The following is a 19,623-nucleotide window of genomic DNA, read 5'->3' as shown; positions in this document are numbered from 1 at the left end:
AGGTTGAATCCCCGTCAGCCGAGCCGCCACACCGTGGTGGTCTTGACCGCGGTGTCCTCCAGGTCCGCCACGACCGGCACCTGGTACGCGGCCACCGCCGTGAACCGCTCACGCGGCAGGTAGGCCCGGCCGGGGTCGCCGACGATGACGGTGGCGCCGCGCGCGGCGGCCCGTTCCAGGAACGGCAGGAAGCGGGCGGCCATGGCCCGTTCGTAGAAGACGTCGCCCGCGAGCACCACCTCCGCCGGGGCGCCGTCCCCGTCCACCAGGTCCACCAGGGCGCCCTCCACCCGCACCCCGTTGGCCTCGGCGTTCAGGCCGATCGCGGCCACCGCGTAGGCGTCGATCTCGGCGGCGCGCACGGAGGTCGCGCCGCGCAGCGCGGCGGCCACCCCGACCAGCCCGGATCCGGCCGCGACGTCCAGCACCGTCCGGCCCGCCACCAGTTCGGGGTGGTCCAGCACGTAGCGGCTGACGGCCACGCCGCCGGCCCAGGCGAAGGCCCAGAACGGCGGCGGCAGCCCGGCCTCCCCGCGTGCCCGCTCGGTGGTCTCCCACAGGGCGATGGCGTCCTCGGCCATGTGCAGACTGATCTCGGGCACGAAGGGGACGGGCTTCAGCTCGGTCTCGCGCCGGATGAAGGCGAGGTCCTCGGCCGGCTGAAGAGTACGCAGCTCATTCGGCATGTGCGCAGCATAGAGCCCCCGCGCGGGCGCCCATGCCCACCATGGACGCCCGCGCGCGGGTGACCGGGCCCGCCGTGGAGCCCGGGTGCGGATGCTCAGGCCCGACCGGCGGCCTTCTGGGTGCGGCGGGCCAGGGAGTCGATCACGACGGCGGCCAGCAGCACCAGGCCGGTGATCATGAACTGGATGGCGTTGCTCAGGCCCTGGATGTTCATCCCGGACTGGATCGAGCCGATCACCAGCGCACCGAGCAGCGCCGACCAGGTCTTGCCGCGTCCGCCGAAGAGGCTGGTGCCGCCGATGACGGCCGCCGCGATGGCGTTCATCAGCAGGTTTCCGCCACCGGAGGTCTGGCTGGCCGACTGGATCTGCGCGGCCAGGAAGAGGCCGCCGACGGCCGCCATCGTGGAACAGATGGTGAAGACGGTGATCCGGATCCAGGCCACGTTGATGCCCGCGCGCCGGGCGCCCTCGATGTTGCCGCCGAGCGCGAACACCTGGCGGCCGTAGGAGGTGCGGCGCAGCACGAAGTCCAGCACCACGATGAAGATCAGGAAGATCAGCAGCGCGAGGGGCAGCCCCTTGTACTGGTTGAGCGTGTAGGCGGCGAGGAAGGCGACGATCGCCAGCAGGACGGTGCGCAGCACGATGTCGGTCGGCGGGCGGGACGGCACGCCCGCGGCCTGCCGCCGCCGGGCGTCGACCAGCGAGGCGAACAGGAACAGCAGGACGCCGATCGCCGCCGCGCCGTAGGCGGCGGCCTGCTGGCCGTAGATGGTGCTGTAGAGCCTGGAGACGATGTCGTTGCCCGGGAGGTTGACGGTGCCGGTGGCGCCGAGGATCTGCAGCATCAGGCCGTTCCAGCCGAGGTTACCGGCGAGGGTGACGACGAAGGCCGGGACGCCGACCTTGGCGAAGAAGACGCCCTGGATGCAGCCGACCACGGCGCCTCCGACGAGGGCCGTGAGCAGCGCCAGCCACTGGTTGACGCCGTTGGTCACGCTCAGGACGGCGTAGATCGCGGCGCACAGGCCGCTGACCGAGCCGACCGAGAGGTCGATCTCGCCGAGCAGCAGCACGAAGACCACACCGATCGCGATCATGCCGGTGCCGACGATCTGCTGGGACAGGTTGGAGAGGTTCTGAGCGGACAGGAAGCTGCTGTTCAGGCTGCCGAACACGGCCCAGATCACGATCAGCGCCAGGACGACGGGTAGCGAGCCGAGTTCACCGCTGCTCAGGCGGCGGCGGAACTCCCCCACGTAGCCCTTGACGCCCTCCTGCCGGACGATCAGCCGGGGGTCGACGGCGGGGGTCGCCCCGGGGGCGACCGGCTCGGGGGCGTTGACGCCGCCGATGGACATGCTGTCCTCGGGCAGCGGGACGTGATGGCGTTCGGGCTCGCCGCCCGGGGGGCTCCCGGGGATGTTCTCGCTCACTCGGAACCCTCCTGGCCCCGGGCCTTCCGGCGGGTCACGGCGTTGTCCGTGGCACCGGTGATGGCCGAGATGATCTCTTCCTGGTTGGTGTAGCGCTTGTCGAAGACGCCGTTGTTGCGGCCGAGGCGCAGCACCGCGACGGTGTCCGCGACGGCCATCACGTCCGCCATGTTGTGGCTGATCAGGATCACGCCGTGGTCCTGCTCGCGCAGCCGCTCGACCAGGTCGAGCACCTGGGCGGTCTGCTCGACGCCGAGGGCCGCGGTGGGTTCGTCCAGCATCACGACCTTGGGCGAGCCGATCAGCGCGCGGGCGATCGCGACGACCTGGCGCTGACCACCGGAGAGCGAGGCGACGGGGATCCGCACGCTGGGGATGCGGATGGAGAGGGTGTCCAGAAGCGCCCGGGAGCGCTTCTCCATCGCGACCTCGTCGAGGATGGTGAAGCGCCGGATCTCGCGGCCGAGGAAGAGGTTCCCGACCACGTCGAGGTTGTCGCAGAGCGCGAGGTCCTGGTAGACCGTCGCGATGCCCAACTGCTGGGCGTCCTGGGGCCGGTGGATGGTCACCGGCCTGCCCTGCCACTCGATGACGCCCTCGTCGGGCTGGTGCACCCCGGCGATGGCCTTGACCAGGGTGGACTTGCCGGCGCCGTTGTCGCCGACCAGGGCCACCACCTCGCCGGCGTGCACCTCCAGTTCGATGTCGGTGAGCGCCTGGACGGCGCCGAACCGTTTGGAGACCCCACGCAGGGCCAGTACGGTCTCACCTGCCACAGTGACCAACTCCCTTGCCCCGCCTCCGTCGTGGAGGCGGGGCCTGATCGGGTTCGAGGGGGGACGTCGGGAGCGCGACGCCGAAGGAGCGACGCCGGACGGGCGACGCGATGGGCGACGCCGGGACGGCGAGGCCGGTTACGTGAGGCCGGCGGACTGGCAGGCGGCGGCGTAGTCCGGCGTGCAGATCTGGGCCACGGTGTAGAGGCCGTCCTGGACCACGGTGGTCTTGACGTTGTCCTTGTTGACGACGATCGGCGTGAGCAGGTTGGCGACCGCCTTGTGGTTGCTGCCGTTGGTCGCCGTCGTCGGCGCGATGGAGGCGGAGGGGGTCTGGCCGGCGGCCAGGGCGACGGCCATCTGGGCCGCGGCGTCGGCCTCCGGCTTGAACGGCTTGTAGACGGTCATGGTCTGGGTGCCGATCAGGATCCGCTGGATGGCGTCGAGCTGGGCGTCCTGGCCGGTGAGCGGGGTGTTGATCCCGGCCGCCTTCTGCGCGGTGGCGATACCGGCGGCCATGCCGTCGTTGGCGGAGTAGATGCCGACGACGTTGGCCGGGCCGATCGCGGTGATGCCCGCCGCGGCCTCCTGGTTGGCCAGGTTCGGGTCCCACTGCGGGGTGTCGTACTCCTTGCCGATCTTCAGCTTGCCGTCGATCGCGCTGTGCGCGCCGGCCTTGAAGTCGGCCGCGTTGGGGTCGGTGGGCGAGCCGTTGATCATGATGATCTGGCCGGCGTTGGCCTTGTCGCCCACCGCCGCCACCAGGGCCTGGCCCTGCAGCTGACCGACCTTGTGGTTGTTGAAGGAGACGTACGCGTCGATCGGGCCCTGGGCCAGGCGGTCGTAGGCGAGCACCTTGACGCCGGCGTCGTGGGCCTTCTGGACGGAGGACTGGATCGACTTGGAGTCCACCGGGTCCAGGATCAGCACCTTGCTGCCCTTGGTGAGGGCGGTGTCCACCTGGGTCTGCTGGACCGTCGCGTCCTGGTTGGCGTTGTAGTAGTCGATCTGGGCGTCCGGCGCGAGCTCCTTGATCTTCTGCTCGATCAGCGGGCGGTCGAACTGCTCGTAGCGGGTGGTCTTGGTCTCCGGCAGCAGCAGGGCGATCCGGACGGCCCCCACGGACGCGCTGCCGCTCCCGGCTGCCGCGGTGCCCGAGGAGCCGCCTCCTGACGACTGCTTGGCACTGCCACAGGACGCCATGCCGAGGCCGAGGGAAACCACGGCGGTGACCGCGAGGACGCGGCGAAGCCCGATGCTCATGAAGATGCCTCTCCGGTTGGGTCCACCCCCTTCTCCTCTCCGAGTCTGGGAAGCATGTGCCGAGCCCACGAATCCGGTGGTCCGAACGGGTAGCCGGGGAGGCGGCTGGACTCGCGCCCGATCGACCGTCTACATTTCTGTAGACGTCGGAGGCGTACGGCATCACCCCCCGGACAGCCGTGCGCCTCCGACCTCTCCGCATCCCCACAGCCGGGCGTCCCCGTGGCCCGGCGGGCCGCCCTCCTGCCGGGTCAGCCCCGCTCGTCCACCACCCGCTTGATCTTCCCGACCGAGCGCTCCAGGGTGTACGGCTCGACCACCTCGACCGCGACCGTCACGCCGATCCCGTCCTTCACCGCGCGGACGATCGCCTCCCGCGCCGCGTCCCGCTGCTCGGCGGGCGCGTCGGGCCGCGCCTCGACCCGGACGGTCATCCGGTCCAGCCGCCCCTCCCGGGTGAGCCGCAGCTGGAAGTGCGGCGCGACGGCCGGGGTGCGCAGCAGGATCTCCTCGATCTGGGTCGGGAAGAGGTTCACCCCGCGCAGGATGATCATGTCGTCGCTGCGGCCGGTGACCTTCTCCATCCGCCGGAAGGCCGGACGCGCGGTGCCGGGCAGCAGACGGCTGAGGTCGCGGGTGCGGTAGCGGATGACGGGCAGCGCCTCCTTGGTGAGCGAGGTGAAGACCAGCTCACCGACCTCGCCCCCGGGCAGCACCTCGTCGGTGAACGGGTCGACGACCTCCGGGTAGAAGTGGTCCTCCCAGATGTGCAGCCCGTCCTTGGTCTCCACGCACTCCTGGGCGACGCCCGGGCCGACCACCTCGGACAGGCCGTAGATGTCGACGGCGTGCAGGTCCAGCCGCTCCTCGATCTCGCGCCGCATCTCCTCCGTCCAGGGCTCGGCTCCGAAGATGCCCACCCTGAGCGAGGTTCCGCGCGGGTCGATGCCCTGCTTCTCGAACTCGTCCAGAAGGGTGAGCAGGTAGGACGGGGTGACCATGATGATCTCGGGCTCGAAGTCCTGGATCAGCTGCACCTGCCGGGCCGTCATGCCGCCGGAGGCGGGGATGACGGTGCAGCCGGCCCGCTCGGCGCCGTAGTGCGCGCCGAGGCCGCCGGTGAACAGGCCGTAGCCGTAGGCGATGTGCACCTTGTGGCCGGGCCGGCCGCCCGCCGCGCGGATCGAGCGGGCGACCACGTCGGCCCACATGGAGAGGTCGTTCTCGGTGTAGCCGACCACGGTCGGCCGGCCGGTGGTGCCGCTGGAGGCGTGGATCCGGCGGACCTGCTCCATCGGGACGGCGAACATGCCGAACGGGTAGCCCTCGCGCAGGTCGGCCTTGGTGGTGAAGGGGAAGCGGGCGAGGTCCGCCAGCGTGCGGCAGTCCTCGGGGTGCACCCCGGCCGCGTCGAACTTGCGGCGGTAGAGCTCGACGCTGTCGTACGCGTGCCGCAGGGTGGCCCGCAGCCGGGTGAGCTGGTGGGCGCGCAGCTCGTCCACGCCCATCCGCTCGCCGGCGTCCAGGAGCCCGGGCGGGATCGGCTCGCCGAGGTGTCGGCGCGGGACGGGTGCGGTGCCGCTCATCGTCGCTCCTTCGCTGATCGGCAGCCCCGGAGCCGTCGCCCTGCCGATCCGCGCCGCGGAGCGATCCGGGATCGCCGACCGATCGGGAGGTGCCGGACCGGTCCGGGATCGCCCGACCCGGGGATGCCTACCGGTCGTTCGGCCAGGCGTCGCAGTCAGGGCCAGTAATCCAGTACCCGAACCGACTGTCAAGGGATCACGCAGCACTTCCGGAATGCGAAGTTCCGACACCTTCGCGCCGACTTCGTCCCACCCCCTTGGCTGGCCGATATGAAAATCATTACCGAAGTTTGACCCATGGGCGCCCTCCCCCGCCCCAGCCGCATGGTTCAGTGGTTCGGTTTCGCCCCCGCACCCGAAAGTGATCACCGTGCCCACCACTCCTGCCCTGGTCAGCGCGCTGCGCGAGCTCGGCGACCGGCCCGCCGTCGTCGTCGCCGGACGCGCGATCAGCGGCATCGGCCTGCTGCTCGGCGTCTCCCCGCCGGGCGGCCTGCCACGGGCGCTCGCCCAGCGCGTCGCCGAGCACGCCGCACTGGCACCCTCCGCCGCCCGCGCCGCCGAACAGCGGCTGCGCTACTGGGCCGGCGTCCTCGGCCCGCCGCCCATCCGCCACACCCTGCTGCACCCCGTCACCGACCTCGCCGTCGACCTCGCCCTCGCCACCCTCCTCGCCGGCGGCACCGTCCACTGCGGCGACCCCGAGCAGCCGCCGGAGGACCAGCTCGCCGCCGTCGCCGCCAACCGCACCACCCACCTCAGCCTGCCCTCCGCCCTGCTCTGGCGCCTCAGCCGACTGCCCGGCCCCGCCGCCCGGGACGTGAACCTCGACGCACTGCGCCTCGTCCTGCACGTCGGCCCCGAACCCCGCCAGGAGGACGTGTACGCCGCCGTCGACGCGCTCGGCGCCGTCCTCGCCCACGTCCGCGCCCCCGACAGCAACACCGAAGCCGCCGACCGCCGACTGCGCGCCGCCACCGACGCGGCCACCGCCGCCGCCTGGAAGCACAGCATCGGCATCACCGCCGAACAGGTCCGCGAGTTCGGCACCCACCTCGACCGGGCCGTCCTCCACGCCCTGCTGCTCACCCTCCAGCAGGCCGGCGTCCTCACCGACCCCGAACGCGGCCACCCCGAGGCCGAACTGCTGGCCACCGCCATGGTCACCCCCGCCCAACGCCCCCGGGTCTCCCGCTGGCTCGCCGCGCTCGCCCGGCACGGCCTGATCACCCGTCACGACGGCGGCGCCCAGGGCGCGGTCTACCGCGGCGGCCCCGGACTCACCGCCGCCGAGGTCCGGGAGACCTGGCGACCGGTCGTCGAGACCTGGGCCGACGGGCTCGGCCCCGCCGCCGCCCTGGACCGGGTACGGCGCGGCGCCCTGCGACTGCCCCGGCTGATCAGCGGCGAGGAACCACCCCGCCCGGCCACCGCCCCGGTCCGCCGGGCCGCCGCCCGCGGCTACCTCGCCACCGCCCTCGGCACCCTCGTCCGCGGCACCGCCGAAGCCCACGCCGGCCCGGCGCCGCTGCGCGTCCTCGAACTCGACCTCGACCTGGACGGCGCCGAGACGGTCGTCGCCCGCGCCCTCGCCGCCCGGCCCCGGCCCGACGCCGAACACCACGTCACCCCCGACGGCGGCCGCTACGACGTCGTCGTCGCCGGCGCGACCCGGCCGCCGGAGGACGAAGTCCCGGCGCTGGTCCGCCTGCTCGCGCCCGGCGGCCGGCTCCTGCTGCTCGCGCCCACCGCCGAACACCTCGACCTGCTGATCACCGGCGACCCGCAGGCCGCCACCGCCCGGCCGGCGGAGCACTGGCAGACGGCCCTCACGGCGGCCGGCTGCCCGACCGTCCACGCGCTGCCGGAGGACGGGCACCCGATGGGGCTGCTGGGGCAGCGGCTGTTCGTGGCCCGGGTGGACTGAGCGCCTGTGGACCGAGCGCCTGTGGACCGAGCGCCGGTGGACCGAGCGCCGGTGGACCGAGCGCCGGTGGACTGAGCGCGGACGGGTGCGTGAAGGCGGGGCGCGCTCGCGGTGTCGCGGCTACAGTCAGGACTCATGACGGCTTCCGCTCACCCGGCCCGGCCCGCCCGCGACCCGCTCCGGTCCGTTGATTCGGTCCGTTCCGTCGGCTCGATCGGCTCCATCGGCTCGGCCGGATCCGTCGGCTCGATCGGTTCCCTCGGATCGATCGGCTCCATCGGCTCCCTCGGCTCTCTCGGTTCCATCGGGTCCCTCGGCTCCCTCGGCTCCATCGGCTCGATCGGGTCGGTGTTGTCGATCGGCTCCGTCGGGTCGGTCCTCTCCATCGGCTCCGTCGGCTCGGTGCTGTCGATCGGCGCCATCGGGTCCGTCCTCGGGTCCGTCTTCGGCTCGGTCCTCGGCTCGCGGCTCCCGGCGCGTTCCCGCTGGTCGGCGCGGTCCCGGCGGGCCGGGCGCGGGCCGTCCTCGGCGGGCCGCTGAACCCGGCGTCACACACCGCCACCCGATCCGTACCATTTCGATACCGAAGCCTGGGTGAGCTGCGAGGATCCTCGCCGCCCGGGCCGCTCCCCCGGTAGGCTCCGCTTGTCCTCCGGCCCCCGCGCAGGCGGCCCCGTGCCGCCGTGCCGCGTTCCGGGGACACACCCCCGCGGGCCATTCGGTGGGCACCGCGCACTCGACACCGCGCGCCAGGGCAGTCGCGCGAACGGCGAAGGGCATCGCATTGGCGGATCGGCTCACCGGAGGAGACTCCTCGCTGCTGCGGCGGATCAACGCGGCGGTCACGCTCCGGGCGCTGCGGAACGGCCACTCCGTGACCCTCACTCAGCTCGTCGGCGAGACCGGGCTGTCCCGGCCGACCGTCGAGGGCGTGATCGAGGGTCTGGTCGAGACCGGACTGGTCGCCGAGGTCGAGCAGCCCAGGGAGGACGGCCAGCCCGGCACCGGCCGCCGCGGCCGCCCGGCCCGCTGGTTCCGCTTCCGCGCCGAGGCCGGACACATCCTCGGCATCGAGATCGGCGTGCACGACGTCCGGGTCATCCTGGCCGACCTCACCGGCGAGGTGGTGGGCAGTCACTTCAAGCCGGTCGACGAGACCCTGGAGGCCGAGGACCGGCTCACCGCCGTCCGCACCGCTGTCGCCGAGGTGCTGCGCAAGGCCGGCATCTCCCGCGACAACCTCTGGGCCGTCGGCATCGGCACCCCCGGCATCGTGGACCGCGAGGGCACCGTCCGGCTCGGCACCGCCATGCCCGGCTGGACCGGCCTCGACCTCGGCGCGCGGCTGCGGCGCTCCTTCCGCTGCCCGGTCCTGATCGAGAACGACGCCAATCTCGCCGCCATCGCCGAGCACTGGCAGGGCGCGGCACTCGGCGCCGACGACGTCGTCTTCGTCATGGCCGGCCTGAGCCCGGGCGCCGGCTCCCTCATCAACGGCAGGCTGCACCGCGGCTTCGGCGGCGCGGCCGGCGAGATCGGCGCCCTGCACCTGCTCGGCCAGGAGGTCACCCCCGAGCGCCTGCTGTCCACCACCGGCAAGCCGCTCAACCCGCTGGACGAAGCCGCGGTCGCCCGCGTCCTGCGGCTGGCCCGGGAGGGCGACGAGGTCGCGAAGGTCGCCATGGACCGCTTCCTCACCCGCCTCGTCCAGGGCGTCGCCGCGCTCGTCCTGGCCATCGACCCGCAGCTGGTGGTCATCGGCGGCTGGGCGGCCGGCCTCGACGGCGTCCTGGACCCCCTGCGCGAGCGGCTCGCCCAGTTCACGCTGCGCGCGCCCGAGGTCGCCCTGGCCGCCCTCGGCTCGGAGGTCGTGGCGATGGGCGCCCTGCGCGTCGCCCTCGACCACGTCGAGGAGCAGCTCTTCGCCGTGGACCCGCCCCGGGTCTGAGGCCCACCGGGGACGTCCAAGCGCTCGGCCCCGGACGTGCCCGGACGGCAGAGGCCCGGACGGCAGAAGCCCGGACGGCAGAAGCCCGGACGCCGGTCGGCGTCCGGGCCTCGGCCTGAGGGTTTCCGGCAGATGGTTCAGGGGCGCCGCCTCTTGAGGTGGGACCTCGTCCTGAGGTGGGACCTCGGCAGGCGCTGCCTCAGGAGGCGCTACGGACCTCGGTGGTCGCGGCGGCCGGGGAGACCGGGGTGACCTCGACCAGTCCGGCCTCGCCGAAGGTCAGCTTGCAGGTGTCCGCCCGGTAGGTGGAGACGGCCACCGCGACGAGGCGGCCGGCCGAGCCGTACTGGGTGGTCATGACCAGGACCGGGGAGCCGGGCGGACGCTCCAGCAGCGCGGCCTCCTCGGCCTCGGCGACGCCGAGTTCGACCGCGCGGGACTCGCCGTCGACCTCCAGGCGCTCCAGCTGGCGCAGCACCGAACGGGCGCGGTCGCTCTCGGCACGGAAGCCGGGCAGGTGCGGCAGGGCGGCGGCCGGGACGTGCAGCGACTCGGTGGCCATCGCGCGGCCCTCCACCATGCGGACCCGGCGGACGGTGTGCACGGTGGCGCCCTCGGCGATGCCGAGGCTCTTGGCCAGCTGCGGGGTGGCGGGGGCGGTGGTGCAGTCGATCGTCCGCCAGGACTGGCTGCGGGCGGCGCCGGGCCAGCCCTCGTCCTGTCGGCTGACCGGGACGCCGACCCGGGGGGCGGCGATCAGGGTGCCGATGCCCCGGCGGCGCACCAGACGGCCCTCCAGCTCCAGCTGGTCGAGCGCCTGGCGCAGCGTGGCCCGCGCCACGCCGAAGCGGGCGGAGAGCTCGCGCTCGTTGGGCAGGATCTGCCCGGTGGAGAACTCCGAGTCGATGGCCCGCAGCAGCACCGTACGCAGGTGCCAGTACTTCGGCTCCGGCACCGCCGAGAGCTGTCCGGTAGTCCCCACCGCGTCCTCCACCTGTTTGTTCTGTCCGCCCTGCGACAAGAAGGGCGGATCCGGGCCCGCTGCCCGCTGTTGCGGCAGGTGGGAGAGCGAGCCTTTATCCGTCCTTCTTTATTAAAGGTCCTTGCAGTAAGCGACCCTAGGGTCTCGTTCCGGAGATGGTCAAGACCAATGGCGCGGCTTGATGCGACTGTCGCACATATTCATGCCGCGTTCACGACAGCTCATGTCAGCCACTGCCACAACCGCCCCGCACCGCCCCGCGGACCACCGCGCAACCCCCGACCGCCGCGCGTCACGATTCGGGTCGGGTACACCCAGTCGGTAGGCTGCCCGGGTGATCGTGGTGACGAGTGTGAACGTGAACGGAATCCGGGCGGCGGCCAAGAAGGGCTTCGTCGAATGGCTGGCCGGCACCGAGGCGGACGTCATCTGCCTGCAGGAGGTGCGCTCCGAACCGGAGCAGCTGCCCGTGGAGCTGCGCGACCTCGACGGCTGGCACGCCGTCTGGGCCCCCTCCGTCGCCAAGGGCCGCGCCGGCGTCGCCGTCCTTTCCCGGACGGAGCCGCAGCGCACCGCCGTCGGATTCGGATCGGCCGAATTCGACAATTCGGGCAGGTACCTCGAAATCGACCTCCCCGGCCTCACCGTCGCCAGCCTCTACCTCCCCTCCGGCGAAGTCGGCACCGAACGCCAGGACGAGAAGGAACGCTTCATGGCGGAATTCCTCGTCCACCTCACCGCCCTGCGCACCCGCGCCGCCGCCGACGGCCGCGAAGTCGTCGTCTGCGGCGACTGGAACATCGCGCACCGCCCCGAGGACCTCAAGAACTGGAAGGCCAACCAGAAGTCCGCCGGCTTCCTCCCCGAGGAACGCGCCTGGCTCTCCCGCGTCTACGACGAAGCCGGCTACGTCGACGTCGTCCGCGCCCTCCACCCCGACCGCACCGGCCCCTACACCTGGTGGTCCTACCGCGGCCGCGCCTTCGACAACGACTCCGGCTGGCGCATCGACCTAGTTGTCATAACTCCGGGCATTGCGGACAAATGCATCGAGGCCTACGTCGAGCGCGCCGCCTCCCACGTGGAACGGTGGTCCGACCACGCACCCGTCACCGCAGTGTTCAACCTCGGCGATAACTAACCTACAGGCACCAGCAGTTGAGCAGAACTCAGAGGCACCCCAGGCCTGAAGTACCCCCGAGCTCAGGCCCATTCGCACCAGTAAACGAGGCCTGCGATCTCGCCCGAACCCAGTTTGACAAGTCGATTCGTCTCACGGCTCCCCGCCACGGGAGTCGCAACCACTGACCAGCGGGAGGGCTTTGTGGTACCAGCACGGGATCGGCCGGGATGGCATTCCAAATCCCCGCTGGCGTACTCTCGCATGCGAGAGTACGCCAGCGGGGAACGCATCGGCTTCAAGTCACCACATCAGTACTGAACTTCTCGTCAGCGCCTGGGAGAGCGAGGGGGCGACCTCACGACGCCTATCGCCAGCCTGGCGCCAGGCCCCCGCATGCGGATCGTAATCCCAGATGGGTAGCCGATACATTCCCATCGGAGCTACCCCGAGAATGCGGGGGTTGCTACCACGCGGTGCCTCACCACACCGGCGCCGCCGCATCGGCCCCGCGCTCCCGGGGGTGCTCCCGCCGGGAATTACCCCCGAACCCCCTTTGCTGATGCGCCGGCCGCAAAGGGCTCCACACCGTTGGCGATTGTCCACCTGGTCGCGGTACTCAGGGATCGTGACGGCGATGCCCCAGAGCCGCAGCAGGTGGCAGATCACTCGACTCGCGTAGGCCTTGTCGCCCAGCAGGCGCTCCGGTGCCATGCGCGGCCCGTGCCTGCGCGCGGGACACGAACCCCGCCGCTCTCAGTCATCTTCGAACATGCTTGCCTGAAGCGAGGCCTCCGATCGCTGACGCGGAATCTGGCCTTCGAGCACGTGAACCTCAGAGGGTAGACCAGCCAACCGGACTTGCACCTGTCCAACCAGGCCCAATCTGCACGCCGGGCACCAGAAGTCGTTCACGACAAATAGCCACTGATCGGCAACGTCACCCTCCTCCTCTCGCGCCACTTTCTGCAGGTAAGAGCCGTCGAGCAAGCCAGGGTTTCCGCAGGCCGGGCATACGTGCGTTCGATGTTGCGGCGCGCGAGCTGTTGTCAGCTCCGCTCTGACCACGGACTCCTCGATTGCGGCATCACTCAACCCCTCGAAGATTTCACTCGTGTACACGATTCGCATCCTCACGTCCTCGCGGAGCTTGAGTTCTTCACCCCCCTTGACTTCAACTGCCGCTTCGAAGTACGGGCCCCAGTGGTCAATCGGGGCGATCCCGAGGTCCGCGAGGAGAGCATCAACGATTCGGACAAACGTTCCACCGAGGACTACCGGATCGACTTCCTCACCACCTCCGTGGACCGCAGAATTACGCGCGACCGCAAAGCTTTCGACGTCCCGCCCGTCGAAGTGACCTGCAGCAACACCGAGGTCCATAAGGCGCTTGAGGCCAACCTCGACCCCCACGGTATACAATCTGCTCGCTCTTCCCAGCGTGGCGGTTGGCTGGAAGCCTGCGAGCAGCATGAGCGACTTCCAGGCGTGGTCCTTGTTGGCGAAGTCAACCAAGAAGGCGGGGTTGCGAACCAACAGTGCGGCCTTCACGAGACGTTCAACACCAAGCCCAGCATGGAGCGCGAGCCCTTCCGGCTCCCTCCCCTCCAAGGACTGCATCGCCTTGAAGCAGTGCCGCCATCCATCGGAGACAAGCTCATCCCGTGTGAATCCCCGCACGGATCTTCCCTTCCTTGATCCCGCGACAAACCGGACAGATTCCTGGGCCCCGAGCCCGGTTCGTCCTCCCCTAGTCCCCGGCGGTCGTTGCTATTTCGACAGCTACACCGAGAGCTGCCTCGGCAAGATCCAGCCGGCGCATCAGCCAGCTGGCCAGCACCAGGGTTTCTGCCGCCTCCGCAAACTCGTCTGACTCGTCCGGGCCGTGGGCTCGGGTGTTCCGAAGCGCCTGCATCACGCCGCTGAAGATCGCGGCCATGCCGCGCTGCTCACTCACCAGGTTCGCGTCCGTCGATCGCGTGACCGTGATCCTCACCTTCGGGGGGCTGAGAGCATCGCCCATCAGCTGATGGCCGTTGCTCGTCAGCCCAGTCAGCTTCTGGACGCGATGCTCAACTGCTCTGTAGGCAGCCAGCACCGCATCGGCGTACTCGCCGTTCTCGATCCGTCGCGCAGCGACGGCCGTGATCTCCGAGTGCAGGACGCAGGTGAAGGCGAGATCAGGAATCGGCGCAGGTTCGGGCTGAGCCGCCTTGGGGCTGATGGCCTCTTCGACCGTCACGGCCTCCGGGCGGCCAATGAGCTGCTGGCGCAGCTTCCAGTACCCGCGCAGGTCGTCGGGGCCGAGCCCCACATACTTCCTAACCTTCTTGCCGAAGGACAGCTCCCAGCCTTCCAGGCCGTCACCCCGGGCGAGTCCCGACGACCAGGGCTCGGAGACGGCGGCGTACGCAGCGAGCGCCAGCTGACGCCGGTCGATGGTCCGCGGGTCGCGGCCAGCCACGAAGGTTTCGTAGTCGATGGTGGGCCGGGCTCCCGGTGATGAGTCCGGTCCAGGTACCCAGGCGCGCTCAATCTCGACCGCCAGCTGGAGGAGCAGGAGCATACCCTTGAGAGCGAGGCCAGCCTCGGCGCAGTTCGCCAGGCCAGCGGCGGTGAGCTGGACCTGCTGATGGTCCTGCGGCGCGATGTGCATTCCCGCGTCGATGCCCCATACCAGGTCGGGCGGCAGCTGCTGGATCGCCTTCTCCGCGTCAATGCCCTTCCGGTACAGGGCACGCTCCACGTCATCGAAGGTCGGCCATTCCCCATCCTCAGAGAACCAATCCCAGACCGTCTCCAGAAGCTCGTACCCCTCATCGCCCTCTGGGCATGGCAGACCGTCCGGAGCCATAATGCGCATGTTCCCACCCTGTCGGTCGTCCCTTTCTGGGACGGCAGGCTACCCGCCTGCGGGGCCCTGCGCACCGGGAATCATCGGCAGCTGCACGGCTAGCTAGCCCCGGCTAGCCGCTTCGCCCATGGCGTCGACACCACACCCGCCAAGACGCCCCTGAGCCGATGATCGAAGGCCAGGCTGGCGCGAAGGCAACCCGTACTCCCGAGCACGCCTTCGTCGCAGCCGAGTCGGCGGCCCGGTGAGTCAGATCCTTCACGATGACCCGCTCGACGTCCGCGTCGGTGATCTTCCGCGGGACGCCGGGGCGGGGGTCGTCGCTCAGGCCGTCCAGGCCCCGGTCGATGAAGCGGCGACGCCAGGTGCGGACCGTGTCCGGCGCGACAGCCAGCCGCCGTGGGACGTCCATGATGGAGTGCCCCTCGGCGCACTCCAGGACGATCCGCGACCTCAACGCCAGTGCCTGGGCGGTCGAACGACGACGCACCCAGGACTGCAGCACCTCCCGCTGACCATCGGTGACCGACAACGGCGGGATCTTCGGACCAGGACGACTCACACCCAACTAACGCCGAATCTCCGACTCAGGTCACTAGGTGAGGGGTTGCCGACCCGGCTGGTCAGCGCCGGAATACGCACAGCCAGTCAGTGGCCGGCAGGTCGAGGGCGATCAGGATACGGGCGAACAGCGCCGCGATGAGAGTTACGACGAGCAGGACCACCAGTTCCGGCACCTGGAAGTGTGCCAGTGCGACGACGATGGCGAGCAGGGCGAGGACCATGGATGCCTGGACCGTGACCGCCAGGACGGTGCGGCGGCGTGGAGAGTGTGACGGGTGCCATTCCGACTCGGGCTGCAAGATGGCGGGGTCGATGACCAGGACCGGGTGCAGTTCGCTTTCGTGGGGCTTGGTGGCCTGGGTGAGGATGGAGGCGCACAGGTGGGCGATGCGGTCCTTGCTGGCCTGCGGCTGCCGAAGCAGCCTGGCGCGTGCTCCCTTGAGGTTGGCGGCCAGGTCCGTTGAAACGGTGAGGATCCTCTCGCGTGTGTACGGGTCGGTGCGCGCCGAGAGAGCCCGGGCCTGGGTGAGGGCGGCTTGGCACAGGGTGCTGATGGAGGCGGACAGCGCGTTGCTGACGCCTTGGTGGTGGTGGGAGCGGCGGGTCACCTCCGGTCCTGTACCGAGGAGTTCGACCACCTCCATGGCCGCCCGGGTCGTGGACGCGAAGACGGTGCCGCGTGCGGTGATGCGGGCGTCGGCGATGGCCAGTGCCGTGGTGGTGAGGAGCATGATGTAGAGGAGGCTGGCCTCTTGTCCGGCGAGGTCGGCTGCGGCCATCGCGGCGAAGATCAGCGCGGCCGGTACTGCCCAGGTCAGTAGGACACCGGCCTTGTGGGTCGCGAAGGCCTTGGACCGCTCCGCCATCGCATCGCACCTGGGCAGCTCACCGGCTGGGATACCGTGCAGCCGCAGGATGGTCCGGACGCGGTGCGCGCTCTCCAACTGCCCGCTCAAGATGCGAGATTGCAGCGGCGGGAGGTGCTGCAGCACCCGGCCGGGGCGCCGGGCGGAGCAGAGCGAGGCAACGGCGATGAACGTCACAGTGAAGAGGACCCACAGCAGCCACGCGGTGAATACGGCTGTCAGAACTGTCATGGCCGCAACTGCATCATGTGCCTGTGACACGCGCCCGGGGGGTGGCTTCGCCGTGCGTGAGGGGCCCTTGTGCCGGTCGCCGCCGCCGTCGTAGTCGTAGTCGTAGTCGGCGCAGAGTATGAGCCACAATGGCGCGGTGGACTACGACCTGAGCCGCCTGGGCAGCCGGGAGTTCGAGCATCTCGTGCAGAGCCTGGCCAAGTGCGTGCTCGGACCCGGAGCTCGCGTGTTCGGGGACGGCCCCGACGGCGGCCGGGAAATCTCCTTCCACGGCCCGGTCCCCTACCCTCACCGCGGGCAGGAGTGGGACGGGTACGGGGTCGTGCAGGCGAAGTACCGCCAGGTGCCAGCTGCCCGTCCCTCAGACGGCGCGTGGCTGCAGCGGGAGATCCGCAAGGAGCTCGAAGACTGGGCGTCGGCGGGCTCCAAGCGTGGCGCAGTACCGGAGTTCATCGTCTTCGCCACCAACGTGCGGCTGAGCGCCGCTGCCGGGAGCGGCGGGATCGACCGCATCGAGCGGTTCATCGCCGGTGAGGCCTTCAGACGGGGAATCGCCCTCAAGGGCTGGGCTGTGTGGCACAGGGACGAGATCTGCCGCTTCCTCGACACCCATCCCCAGGTACGTCAGAGCTACCTCGCCTTCATGACAGCCAGTGATGTCATCGCCCAGCTCGTGGGCCGGGATTCCTCGCATGCCTTCCCGGCCGATGTGGCAGCCGTGATGCGTGCCCATGCCGCGGGCGAGCTCATCGCCGACCAGTGGCTGCGTCTGGGCCAGGCCGGCGCCGAACCCAGCGCCGGGAGGATCGGCCTCGGCCCGGTGGCGGTCGACTTGAACGCCGCGCGCGAAGCAGGTCCTGATGGTCCGCGGACGGTCCTGGCAGGGCAGCATGTGATCGAACGCGGGGACAGCGTCCTGCGCCCCTCCCGGCAGCCAGCCGTAAGCCGGCCGCACATCCTGCTGCTCGGCGGGCCCGGGCAAGGCAAGACCACCCTCGGCCAGCTGGTCTGCCAGGCCTACCGGGCAGCGATGTTCGACGAGGACGACCGGCTGCTGACCGCCCAGGTGCGGGATGTGCTGCACGCAATGCGCCGCGACCTCGCGGAGATGGGATTTCGAGCGCCGCGCTGCCACCGCTGGCCGCTGCGGGTCGCCCTGCACGCCTACGCCCAAGCCCTCGCTGAGCAGGACTTACCCAGCCTGCTGCAGTTCCTGGCCCGTCAGATGAGTCTGCGAACCAGCGGCGTCACCGAAGACGCGCTCAGGCACTGGCTGCAGACCTGGCCATGGCTGCTGGTCCTGGACGGCCTGGACGAGGTCGCCCGGCCCGCCCGGGAGGCCGTCCTACGGGGCATCGAGGAGTTCCTGTCCCTGGCCCGCTCCCTCGACGCCGACCTGCTGGTGGTCGCTACCACCCGGCCCCAGGACTACCGCGGCGAGTTCCACCCCGGGGACTACGAGCCGCTGACCCTCACCGACATGAACCCCGAGGAGGCGCTGCACTACGCCGGCCGGCTCGCCCAGGCACGTCACCGCAGCGACCCTGACATGCACGCGACGGTAATAGATAGGACGAAGGCCGCCGCGGGCAACCCGATGACCTGGCACCTCATGCGCTCCCCGCTCCAGGTGACGATCATGAGCCTGCTGGTGGAAAAGCGGCTGCGGATGCCGCAGAACCGCTACGAACTCTTCGACGCCTACTACGCCACCATCTACGCCCGCGAGGCCGACAAACCCGGGCCCACGGGAGAGCTCGTGGCCGAGAACCAGATCCACATCGACTGGCTGCATCAGTACGCGGGGCTCACCATCCAGACGGACGAAGTCGTCACCGAGCCGGCCGACATCCTCACCATGCCGCTGAGCGACCTCCGGGACCGTCTGCGTTCCCGGCTGCTGGAGGAGACCGAGGACCCGCTACGCGCCGACGCCCTGTCAGCCGCCCTCACCGACGCGGCCACCGAGCGCCTGGTCCTACTCGTCTCCCCGCAGGACGACGCCGTCGGTTTCGAAGTCAAGAGCCTCCAGGAGTACTGCGCCGCCCGGGCCCTCCTGTCCGGGCCTGACACCCAGATCGTTCCCCGCCTCAGCTACCTCGCCACCGACAAGGCCTGGTATCAGACCTGGCTGCTCGCCGCAGCAGGCCTGTTCACCACCCGCCCGCACCTGCGCGACAAGCTGCTCACCGTGCTCCGCGACCTGGATGGGAACAGCCCGGCCCACACGCTGCTGCTTCCCGGCGCCCATCTGGCCCTCGCGATGCTGGACGAGGACCTCGCCCGCCGGTACCCCAGGTACCACATCCACCTCGCACAGCACGCGGCCGAACTCATCACCGCACCGAACGACTTCGCGTTCGACTACGCGCTGACCTTCCGACAGCCTTGGATGGCGCAGACCCTCGCCCAAGCCGCCGACCGCAGCGACCAGGTCCGCGAACGTCTGGTGAACACCGCCAGGACCGCGCTCGGCGGGCAAGGCCTGCGAGCTGTGTTCTGCCTGCGGACCCTTGCCCGCTGGGCCCGAACCGACGGATGCCTGCAGCCTGCGGCACTGCAGTTGCTGGACTCCGCGGCCCAGAGCATGAGCGGTGAGCACCTGGCCGCTGTCAAACTCTTCACCAGCAAGGTGCTGGGGAGCACCTCCGCCCCCATGCTTCCCCAGCACACCCCGGCAGCTACGGGCAGCACGACCACTCTCGCCGCCTTCCTGCCCGGCTCGGACATGGCCCCCGCACCAGGCCACGAAACCGGCGATGCTCAGGCCGCCCTGCGATGGGTCGTGAAGTGGGCAGCCGACATCCCGGTCACCAACGAGCTCGTCGACGACGTCACGGTCCCGCTCGCCGACCAGGACGCGCTGGACCACGGCCCACTCCTCACCGAGAGCATTTGGGAATGGGACATGCTGCCCCACGCCCAACGCCTCCTGGCCGAGGCAGCTATGGCGCAGCCACCGACAGGGTGGAGTATCGCCCAGGCGTTTCTCCATGCCCTGCACGACATCGCGTCCTGGGACTTCGCTCTGGGCCCGGTCACGGTGGCGGGCATCAACGACTGAACCGCATCCAGCCCACGCCCGCACCGCCCGCGGACCCCGCCGCCGCGCGACTGCGGCGACCGTTTGCGCCGTAGGCCAGTAAGCAACCGACGCTGCGCAGCCGCTCTGCGGCAAGCGAATCCGAGTCGGTCATAGTCCTGACCGCAGGGCCGCGTCAGGCGACAGGCGACAGGCGACAGGCGACAGGCGACAGGCGACAGGACAGATATGACCACTGCCCTGAGAAGCGATTCCCAAACCGGGGGACATGGCTGCCGCTCGAACTTCCGTGCGCATCAGGCTCGTTCGGGTGATCAGTCCGCGGCCGGCGCATAGAA

Annotated in this window: 15 protein-coding genes; 5 read left to right on the top strand and 10 right to left on the bottom strand. The window is 70.5% G+C overall.

All coding sequences use genetic code 11. The annotated features are described in order from the left end of the window. Window positions 1-14: 14 nt before the first annotated feature. The 5 genes from ABT048_RS35530 to paaK form a co-directional block, all read right to left on the bottom strand. Window positions 15-686, bottom strand: coding sequence for a class I SAM-dependent methyltransferase (locus ABT048_RS35530; RefSeq protein WP_350525734.1), 672 nt, complete (start codon window positions 684-686; stop codon window positions 15-17). Between the two features lie 95 nt (window positions 687-781). Further along, window positions 782-2,050 carry a sugar ABC transporter permease gene (locus ABT048_RS35525; protein ID WP_350525773.1) on the bottom strand — a complete coding sequence of 423 codons (1,269 nt, stop codon included), beginning with the start codon at window positions 2,048-2,050 and terminating at the stop codon, window positions 782-784. A gap of 71 nt (window positions 2,051-2,121) precedes the next feature. Beyond that, the gene (locus tag ABT048_RS35520) at window positions 2,122-2,901 is read right to left on the bottom strand and encodes an ATP-binding cassette domain-containing protein (protein WP_396550742.1); all 780 of its coding nucleotides are present in this window, start codon (window positions 2,899-2,901) and stop codon (window positions 2,122-2,124) included. A 138-nt stretch (window positions 2,902-3,039) separates the two neighbouring features. Continuing rightward, entirely contained in the window at window positions 3,040-4,164 is a 1,125-nt protein-coding gene (locus ABT048_RS35515; RefSeq protein WP_350525732.1) for a substrate-binding domain-containing protein, read from the bottom strand. Between the two features lie 251 nt (window positions 4,165-4,415). Then, entirely contained in the window at window positions 4,416-5,750 is a 1,335-nt protein-coding gene (gene paaK, locus ABT048_RS35510) for a phenylacetate--CoA ligase PaaK (RefSeq protein WP_350525731.1), read from the bottom strand. Between the two features lie 370 nt (window positions 5,751-6,120). On the opposite strand from paaK, the gene ABT048_RS35505 reads away from it, so the two are divergent. From ABT048_RS35505 to ABT048_RS35495, 3 genes are all read left to right on the top strand, one after another. Then, window positions 6,121-7,677 (top strand): hypothetical protein, encoded by a 1,557-nt coding sequence (locus ABT048_RS35505; protein ID WP_350525730.1) that lies wholly within the window; start codon window positions 6,121-6,123, stop codon window positions 7,675-7,677. Window positions 7,678-7,812: 135 nt separating this feature from the next. After that, the gene (locus ABT048_RS35500; protein WP_350525729.1) at window positions 7,813-8,217 is read left to right on the top strand and encodes a hypothetical protein; all 405 of its coding nucleotides are present in this window, start codon (window positions 7,813-7,815) and stop codon (window positions 8,215-8,217) included. A gap of 244 nt (window positions 8,218-8,461) precedes the next feature. Beyond that, window positions 8,462-9,625 carry an ROK family protein gene (locus ABT048_RS35495; protein WP_350525728.1) on the top strand — a complete coding sequence of 388 codons (1,164 nt, stop codon included), beginning with the start codon at window positions 8,462-8,464 and terminating at the stop codon, window positions 9,623-9,625. 199 nt (window positions 9,626-9,824) lie between these two features. Here ABT048_RS35495 and ABT048_RS35490 read toward each other — a convergent pair whose 3' ends face one another. Next, window positions 9,825-10,607, bottom strand: a complete 783-nt coding sequence (locus tag ABT048_RS35490) for a GntR family transcriptional regulator (protein ID WP_350525727.1) — start codon at window positions 10,605-10,607, stop codon at window positions 9,825-9,827. A 343-nt stretch (window positions 10,608-10,950) separates the two neighbouring features. On the opposite strand from ABT048_RS35490, the gene ABT048_RS35485 reads away from it, so the two are divergent. Then, window positions 10,951-11,748, top strand: coding sequence for an exodeoxyribonuclease III (locus tag ABT048_RS35485; RefSeq protein ID WP_502894112.1), 798 nt, complete (start codon window positions 10,951-10,953; stop codon window positions 11,746-11,748). A gap of 735 nt (window positions 11,749-12,483) precedes the next feature. On the opposite strand, the gene ABT048_RS35480 is transcribed toward ABT048_RS35485, so the two are convergent. From ABT048_RS35480 to ABT048_RS35465, 4 genes are all read right to left on the bottom strand, one after another. After that, a complete protein-coding gene (locus ABT048_RS35480) occupies window positions 12,484-13,407 on the bottom strand; it encodes a hypothetical protein (RefSeq protein ID WP_350525725.1) in 924 nt (307 codons plus the stop codon). A gap of 70 nt (window positions 13,408-13,477) precedes the next feature. Further along, window positions 13,478-14,590 carry a TIGR02391 family protein gene (locus tag ABT048_RS35475; RefSeq protein ID WP_350525724.1) on the bottom strand — a complete coding sequence of 371 codons (1,113 nt, stop codon included), beginning with the start codon at window positions 14,588-14,590 and terminating at the stop codon, window positions 13,478-13,480. Window positions 14,591-14,693: 103 nt separating this feature from the next. Further along, a complete protein-coding gene (locus ABT048_RS35470; RefSeq protein WP_350525723.1) occupies window positions 14,694-15,113 on the bottom strand; it encodes a helix-turn-helix domain-containing protein in 420 nt (139 codons plus the stop codon). A gap of 91 nt (window positions 15,114-15,204) precedes the next feature. Continuing rightward, window positions 15,205-16,242: a hypothetical protein gene (locus tag ABT048_RS35465; protein ID WP_350525722.1), complete on the bottom strand. Its 1,038-nt coding sequence runs from the start codon at window positions 16,240-16,242 to the stop codon at window positions 15,205-15,207. Between the two features lie 136 nt (window positions 16,243-16,378). On the opposite strand from ABT048_RS35465, the gene ABT048_RS35460 reads away from it, so the two are divergent. Beyond that, a complete protein-coding gene (locus tag ABT048_RS35460; RefSeq protein WP_350525721.1) occupies window positions 16,379-19,306 on the top strand; it encodes an NACHT domain-containing protein in 2,928 nt (975 codons plus the stop codon). Window positions 19,307-19,623: the final 317 nt, after the last annotated feature.

This window comes from Kitasatospora sp. NPDC096140 (assembly GCF_040303045.1).
Lineage (GTDB): Bacteria > Actinomycetota > Actinomycetes > Streptomycetales > Streptomycetaceae > Kitasatospora.
This window is presented reverse-complemented; position numbering and strand designations above follow the sequence as displayed.